Below are 6,596 nucleotides of genomic sequence, written 5' to 3'. Positions count from 1 at the left end.
CTCGATTACGACTTGATCAGTCCAAGCTTCGCTAACCCATTCTTCAGGGGGTAGAATTATATCGTAGGACAGTTCGGTCTCTATCCGCCCCATTTCGAGGACGACAGTTGCGTTAGCGCCCGGCATTCTATCAAGCTTAGTTCGGGCTGGATAAGCTAACCGTGCGTTTAATGAACCCGCGATTACCGCCGATTTGAGGCTCTCGAAAACGGCATAAAAACCATCGTATCTATACTCGGGATCTCCTGTCTCGAAGTTCGGCTCTAAGCCCGCGCTAGGGTCCTCGCCAAGTATCAGCACCGCAGCGTGCGGCACAGATAGTCTGTCCGATAATCGCCAATGATCGAGATTCTTTGAAGTCATCTGCTATTTCCCTAAACATTCATTTCTTACTCGCTAACCAAGAGAGTTCCTCGATGGCAGCGCCAAATTTTTTGGTTACAAAAACCGAACAACTCCCCCTATTTTTTGATCATTGCCCACAAGAAAACCCGCCCAAGCGTCCATCATTGACCGCCGCTTTTCGATCATGTCTGACCTATCGTAGGCTTGCCTGACCTTGCTGCCCACCATATGCGCCAGTGCGATTTCGGCCATGTCGCCATCAAAGTTGGTGCGCTCCGTTACCCACACACGAAAGCAGCTTCTAAGCCCATGAGGCACGGCCCGCTCTTTTGTTTTGGCGTCAAGGTAGCCAATGCCACCCCGCTCAATGTCAGCTTCGTGTATCGCCCGCATGGACTTACCCAAGGTCGCGTCTGACAAGCTGCCGCCGCGCGGTGCCGTGAAAAGCAGGTCACCTAGGCGCGGCAATGTATCTAAAAGCTCAATCATAGCCTCCGTTAGTGGTACTCGGTGCGGTTTGCCTGTCGGGGGTATCTTGCTTGCAATGCGCCCCGGCTGGATGGTCCACAGACGTGCATCAAGGTCTATTTCATCCCACTTCGCGAAACGCACGGCCCCGGTTCGTGATGCTGTCAGAGCCTGAAATGCCAAGGCAGCTGCGCCCATACCTTTCTGTGCTTTCAGGTCGAACCACCATCGCGTTGCATCATCAAGCTGCAAGGCAGGATAGTTTTGCTTTGGCGCAATCTTATTCGGTGCTGAAAGTGCCAGTTCGAGATTGCCGCGCCATGCCGCCGGATTATCCCCAGTCCGGTGACCAGCCGCTTTTGCGTAGTCGAGGGTCTTCTCGATCCGTTGGCGAACTTTGGTTGCCGTCTCAGTGCGGGTTTCCCAGATCGGATGCAAAATCCGCAGGATGTCTTCACGACCGATCTCCTGCACCAACATGCCACCGAGTTCTGGGAACGCGTACTTTTCGACGGTCGCCCGCCACTGCTCCCGGTATCGTTCTGTTCGGAGTTCCGGCAATTTCTTTGCAGCATACTTTTCGAACGCCTCGATAAAAGTCAAACCTTGCCGTTGAGATGCGATCAGCGCCGATCTTGCGGCCTTGCGGCTTTCTACTGGATCAATACCTTTGCGGATGTCAGTTTTCGTCTCAGTGGCTCTCTCACGCGCCTTTGCAAGAGTTACCTCGGGAAAAGGACCCAAGCCAATTTCGCGCCGCTTGTGTCCGACCCTCACACGCAACAGCCACGACTGCGCACCATTTTCCGAGACTTGCATCAGCAGACCAGCCACGCCGCCCACATTATGCACACCCCGACCAAGCCGCCTAACTTCGATGGCAGAGAGTTCCTTGGCACGCTTTGGCATATCAGCCCCACATTCAACCCGCCCAAGAAGGGGTAATTGATTGCTACGTGACACAACGCGAGGTTACAACTGCTTCTTAAAAATGCCCCTATTTACTTGACCCTAAGATACGAAGTGATACAGGAAACGACACCACAGCGGAGTTCGTTACCCGCTCCATCCTCTTTCGCGCAGGAACATCCCATGACCATTCAACGTATCGAATCCGGCGACCGGATGTCCCAGGCTGTCGTGCACAACGGCATCGTCTATCTGGCGGGTCAGGTCGGCAAGCCCGGTGAGGATGCGACGGCGCAGACCACCGAGGTGCTGGCCCAGATCGACCGCCTTCTGGCGCTGGCCGGAACCGACAAGACAAAGATCCTGACCGCACAGGTCTGGCTGGCCGACATCGCCGATTTCGCCGCGATGAATGCGGTCTGGGACGGCTGGGTGTCCAAGGGCCACGCCCCCGCCCGCTGGACCGGAGAGGCAAAGCTCGCGACCCCCGCCTACAAGGTCGAGATCATCGTTACCGCAGTCGTCTGATGACCGTCCCGTTCCTGACCCCGCTGCATGCAGATGACCTGCGCGCGGCTGGCATTCCCGAACCCTGGTCCTTCGGCATGGCCGACAAGGTCCGCTTCGGAGAGATCGATGCGCTGCAACACGTCAACAACGCCGTCTACCTCAAGTGGTTCGAGAACCTGCGCATCCTCTATTTCGCCGATCGCGCGATCTGGAAAGTCGACGGCAAGCGGCCAAAGGTCGTGCTGCGCAGCATCGGTCTGGACTACATCCGAGAGATCAAGCTGACCGACACCTACATCATGACGGGTCGCACGACAAAGCTCGGGAACACCAGTTTCACGATGGAATATGCGGTCTGGGTTGATGGGCAACTGTGCACGACCAGCCACGCGGTGATCGTCATGCTGAACGACGACGACACCAAGCGGCCCCTGCCCGATCACATCCGGCAAATGTTCATCGACCGGGACGGGTCGGTCACGGGCTGACCTACAGCCCGTGCCCTTGCAGAAAGCCCACGAGCGCCGCCGTCGATCCGTCCTTGTCGGTGGCGGGCTTTTCGCCTTTGACGACAGGTTGTAGCGACGTCGCAAGTTCCTTGCCCAATTCCACGCCCCATTGATCGTAGGAGTTGATGCCCAGCACGACGCCTTCGACGAAAACGCGGTGTTCATACAAGGCGACCAGCATCCCCAACACCTCTGGCGTCAGTTGCGGATAGGTCAGCGTGATCGACGGGCGGTTGCCCGGAAACACCCGGTGCGCCGCCTGCCGATCCAACGCGGCACCGTCGAACTTTCCGGCAAGTTTCTTTTTCGCTTCTTCCAGCGTGCGCCCCTTCATCAATGCCTCGGACTGTGCAAGGCAGTTGGCCGCAAGCAGGCGGTGCTGGTGATGCAGCGTGTCGTCGTGGCCGCGCGCGGCGACAAGGAATTCGCAGGGCACGACCCGCGTGCCCTGATGGATCAACTGGTAGAAGGCGTGCTGTCCGTTGGTCCCCGGTTCGCCCCAGACGACCGGGCCGGAATTGAACGGCAGCGGCACGCCGTCAAGGCTGACGCCCTTGCCATTGCTCTCCATCTCCAACTGCTGAAGATAGGCCGGCAGGCGCGACAGGTTGTTGTCATAGGGCAGCACGGCGCGGGTCGCATGATCGCAGACCTGATTGTGCCACAGGCCAACCAGCGCCAGCAGCGCCGGCAGGTTTTCCCGCCAGGGCGCGCTGCGGAAATGAAGGTCCATCGCCTGCCCGCCGCGCAGAAAGGCCCGGAAGGCGTCGGGACCGATCGCGATCATCAGCGACAACCCGATCGGCCCCCACATGGAATAGCGCCCCCCGACCCAATCCGCGAAACCAAAGACGCGGGCCGGGTCGATGCCGAAGTCAGCCGTCTTGTCAGCGGCGGTAGACAGGGCCACGAACTGACGTCCGACATCACCGCCGCCCTCGCTCATCCACGCCTTCGCGGTGCGGGCGTTTGTCATCGTCTCGATCGTGGTAAAGGTCTTTGACGCCACGATCACCAGCGTCGTGGTGGGATCGAGTCCGCGCAGGGTCTGCGCGATATCCGCCGGATCGACGTTGCTGACGAAATGGCACCGCGGCCCGTCATGGTAGGGGGCCAATGCCAGCGTGCCCATCTTGGGGCCAAGATCGGACCCGCCGATGCCGATGTTGACGACATCGGTGATCGCGCCACCCTGCCCGGCATAGCTGCCGTCACGCATGGACGTGGCGAAGTCGGCCATGCGGTCCAGCGTCGCCCGCACCTCTGTCATGATGTCCTGCCCGTCGACCGTGACCGCGCCTCCGTCAAGGTTGCGCAGCGCGGTATGCAGAACCGCGCGGCCTTCGGTGTCGTTGATGGCCGCCCCCGAGAACATCGCCTCGCGCTTGTCCGCGACGCCGGTCCTCTCCAGCAGGTCGATCAACTGCGACAGGGCGCGGTCGTCGATCTGGGTCTTGGCAAAATCAAGCCGCAGGTCGCCCGCCTGCGCGGCAAAGGCCGCTGCGCGGTCGGCGTCCAGCGTCGCTTCGATCCGGCGATCCTTGATTGCCGCATAATGCTTTCTCAGATCTGCAAACATTTTCAGGACTCCGCCCAGTGAACGATGGACCCGGGCAGGATCGCAGCGACGGGGGCCTCTTCGGGTGACAGGTTGACGGCGCGTTCCAGCGCATCGCGTTTCTCCTGGCCGACGATGACGATGTGACGGCTCATCGCCTCGCGCAGCACCTTGGCCGACAGGGTGATCCGCGGTTCAGGCGCGCCGGGCGCCCGCATCGCGATCAACCGGTCGTCGCCATAAAGGGCGCGGTCCAGCTGGTCGGCACCGGGAAAGATCGACGCAGTATGCATGTCCGTCCCCATGCCCAGCAGGACCAGCGACAACGGCAGGTCGGGCGTCAGCGCCTCTTGCAGGTCGTCCAGCTGGTCCTCTGGCGTCGGTGCGTCGGCGTAAAGCGGGACGTAGATCGCCTCTGCGGCGCGGTCCGTCAGCAGACGCTGGCGAATCAGGCGGGTGTTGGACCTCTCGGACGTCTCTGGCACCCAGCGTTCGTCGGTCAGCATGACATGGACCCGCGCCCAATCAAGATTGGCCGAACACAGATTGTCGAAGATCGGCCCCGGTGTGGTGCCGCCCGGTACCGCAAACGACGCGTGGTCATGCGTCTGCAGACATTGGCGCAGTTCGCCCGCAAGCACGTTGGCAAGGTCGATCATCATCATTTCGCCGTCGGGATACGCGATGAATTCCATGGGTTTGGCCTTTGGATCAGGATCAGTGTCGGGGGAACCAAAGCACAGCCGGCGCGCTTTGCCAAACCGGGCGTGATGCAGGGTTCGGCTGCCGGTCGCCTAGCCCTTGATATCGCGCCAGCGGCGGCCGTCGCGGTGCATCAGCATCATCGCATCCTCTGGACCCGCGCTGCCTTGTTCATAGTGTTTGGGGACGTCGTTGCGCCCTTCCCAGCCGTCGATCAGCGGATCGGTCCAGGCCCAGGCGGCCTCCACCTCATCGCCGCGCATGAACAGGGTCTGGTTGCCGCGGATCACATCCATGATCAGACGCTCGTAAGCGTCGGTCGCAGGTTCGGAATCCTCTCCCAGTGCGTCGGCAAAGGTCATGTCCAGCGGCACGTCGATCAGGCGCATGCCGCCGGGACCGGGTTCCTTGATCGTGACCTGCAAGTCCATGCCTTCGTTCGGCTGCAACCGGATGGCGAGGATGTTGCGATGCCGCGCCGTGTCGCCTTCGAAGATGGAATGGCCAAGGTCCTTGAACACCACTGCGATCTCGGATGCGCGGCCCTTCAACTTCTTCCCGGTGCGCAGGTAGAACGGGGTATCCGCCCACCGCCAGTTCGAGACCTGAACCTTCATCGCAATGAAGCTTTCGGTAAAGCTGCGTGGGTTTTCCACATCGGCGCGGTAGCTGGGACTGTCGGCGTCCGCGTCATACTGGCCGCGCACGATGTGATGCGGCTCCACCGGTTGCAGCGCGCGGATCACCTTCAGCTTTTCGTCGCGCACCTCGTCCGCGCCAAAGACCGAGGGCGGTTCCATCGCGATCAGACACAGCAGTTGCATCAGGTGGTTCTGCACCATGTCCCGCATGGCACCTGACTTGTCGTAATAGGCCCCGCGCCCGCCAACACCGACGGTTTCCGCCACGGTGATCTGGATGTGATCGACATAATGGCTGTTCCACAACGGCTCGAACAGGACGTTGCCAAAACGGACCGCCATCAGGTTCTGCACGGTTTCCTTGCCCAGATAATGGTCGATCCGGTAGATTTGCCGTTCCTCGAAATGGGCGGCGAGCGTGTCGTTCAGCGCCTTGGCTGACGCAAGGTCGCGGCCGAACGGCTTTTCCACGACGATGCGGCTGGTGTCGTCGGCGATGCCGTGCTTGTGCAGGCGTTCCGCAAGGTCGCCGAACAGCGACGGCGCGACCGAAAAATAGAAAGCCTGGATCACGCCATCGCGGGTCACGTCGAACAGTTCGGTCCAGCCGCCGTCGCCCTGTGCGTCGATGGCGACATAATGCAATGTCTCGAGAAACCCATTCAGCTCCGTGGAATCCTTGCGTTCCTCGCCACCGAACTCCGCGATCGCTTCGGCGATCATCGCACGGTAGCCGTCGCTGTCCATCTCGGACCGCGCGGCACCGATGATGCGGCTGCCCTTGGGCATCTGGCCCGCAAGGTAGCGGCGAAAAAGGCCCGGCAGGATCTTGCGCCGCGCCAGATCGCCGGTGCCGCCAAAGATGACAAGGTCGAATTCATCGACGGGAATGACACGAGAGACCATGAGAACTCCGGGCAGTGAGGGGCGCGTTAGCGCTAACGCCTAGCTGAT

At 60.6% G+C, this 6,596-nt stretch carries 7 protein-coding genes; 2 read left to right on the top strand and 5 right to left on the bottom strand.

The annotated features are described in order from the left end of the window. On the bottom strand, positions 1 to 363 hold a 363-nt coding region (locus ACOI1H_RS10420; protein WP_422437231.1), incomplete at its 3' end, for a hypothetical protein. Positions 364 to 438: 75 nt separating this feature from the next. Further along, positions 439 to 1,722, bottom strand: a complete 1,284-nt coding sequence (locus ACOI1H_RS10415) for a tyrosine-type recombinase/integrase (RefSeq protein ID WP_422437230.1) — start codon at positions 1,720 to 1,722, stop codon at positions 439 to 441. Positions 1,723 to 1,905: 183 nt separating this feature from the next. On the opposite strand from ACOI1H_RS10415, the gene ACOI1H_RS10410 reads away from it, so the two are divergent. Both ACOI1H_RS10410 and ACOI1H_RS10405 read left to right on the top strand, forming a co-directional pair. After that, positions 1,906 to 2,250, top strand: coding sequence for a RidA family protein (locus ACOI1H_RS10410; RefSeq protein WP_422437229.1), 345 nt, complete (start codon positions 1,906 to 1,908; stop codon positions 2,248 to 2,250). Next, entirely contained in the window at positions 2,250 to 2,720 is a 471-nt protein-coding gene (locus ACOI1H_RS10405; protein ID WP_422437227.1) for an acyl-CoA thioesterase, read from the top strand. Before ACOI1H_RS10410 ends, ACOI1H_RS10405 begins: the two co-directional genes overlap by 1 nt. A 1-nt stretch (position 2,721) precedes the next feature. Here the strand turns inward: ACOI1H_RS10405 and pgi are convergent, their stop codons facing one another. The 3 genes from pgi to zwf all read right to left on the bottom strand — a co-directional run bounded on the left by pgi (position 2,722) and on the right by zwf (position 6,548). Next, the gene (gene pgi, locus ACOI1H_RS10400) at positions 2,722 to 4,320 is read right to left on the bottom strand and encodes a glucose-6-phosphate isomerase (RefSeq protein ID WP_422437226.1); all 1,599 of its coding nucleotides are present in this window, start codon (positions 4,318 to 4,320) and stop codon (positions 2,722 to 2,724) included. A gap of 2 nt (positions 4,321 to 4,322) precedes the next feature. Further along, the gene (pgl, locus tag ACOI1H_RS10395; RefSeq protein ID WP_422437224.1) at positions 4,323 to 4,994 is read right to left on the bottom strand and encodes a 6-phosphogluconolactonase; all 672 of its coding nucleotides are present in this window, start codon (positions 4,992 to 4,994) and stop codon (positions 4,323 to 4,325) included. A gap of 99 nt (positions 4,995 to 5,093) precedes the next feature. Further along, positions 5,094 to 6,548 (bottom strand): glucose-6-phosphate dehydrogenase, encoded by a 1,455-nt coding sequence (gene zwf, locus ACOI1H_RS10390; RefSeq protein ID WP_422437223.1) that lies wholly within the window; start codon positions 6,546 to 6,548, stop codon positions 5,094 to 5,096. Between the last annotated feature and the right edge of the window lie 48 nt (positions 6,549 to 6,596).

It is taken from the genome of Loktanella sp. DJP18 (assembly GCF_049310965.1).
In the GTDB taxonomy this organism is placed as follows: domain Bacteria; phylum Pseudomonadota; class Alphaproteobacteria; order Rhodobacterales; family Rhodobacteraceae; genus Loktanella.
Note: the sequence above shows the minus strand (reverse complement) of the source record. Positions and strands in the feature narration are given on the sequence as shown.

Excerpts from the sequence above, each read along its gene's own strand:
- ACOI1H_RS10415 (WP_422437230.1), bottom strand. The coding sequence starts at position 1,722 with ATGCCAAAGCGTGCCAAGGAACTCTCTGCCATCGAAGTTAGGCGGCTT.
- ACOI1H_RS10410 (WP_422437229.1), top strand. The coding sequence starts at position 1,906 with ATGACCATTCAACGTATCGAATCCGGCGACCGGATGTCCCAGGCTGTC.
- ACOI1H_RS10405 (WP_422437227.1), top strand. The coding sequence starts at position 2,250 with ATGACCGTCCCGTTCCTGACCCCGCTGCATGCAGATGACCTGCGCGCG.
- pgi (WP_422437226.1), bottom strand. The coding sequence starts at position 4,320 with ATGTTTGCAGATCTGAGAAAGCATTATGCGGCAATCAAGGATCGCCGG.
- pgl (WP_422437224.1), bottom strand. The coding sequence starts at position 4,994 with ATGGAATTCATCGCGTATCCCGACGGCGAAATGATGATGATCGACCTT.
- zwf (WP_422437223.1), bottom strand. The coding sequence starts at position 6,548 with ATGGTCTCTCGTGTCATTCCCGTCGATGAATTCGACCTTGTCATCTTT.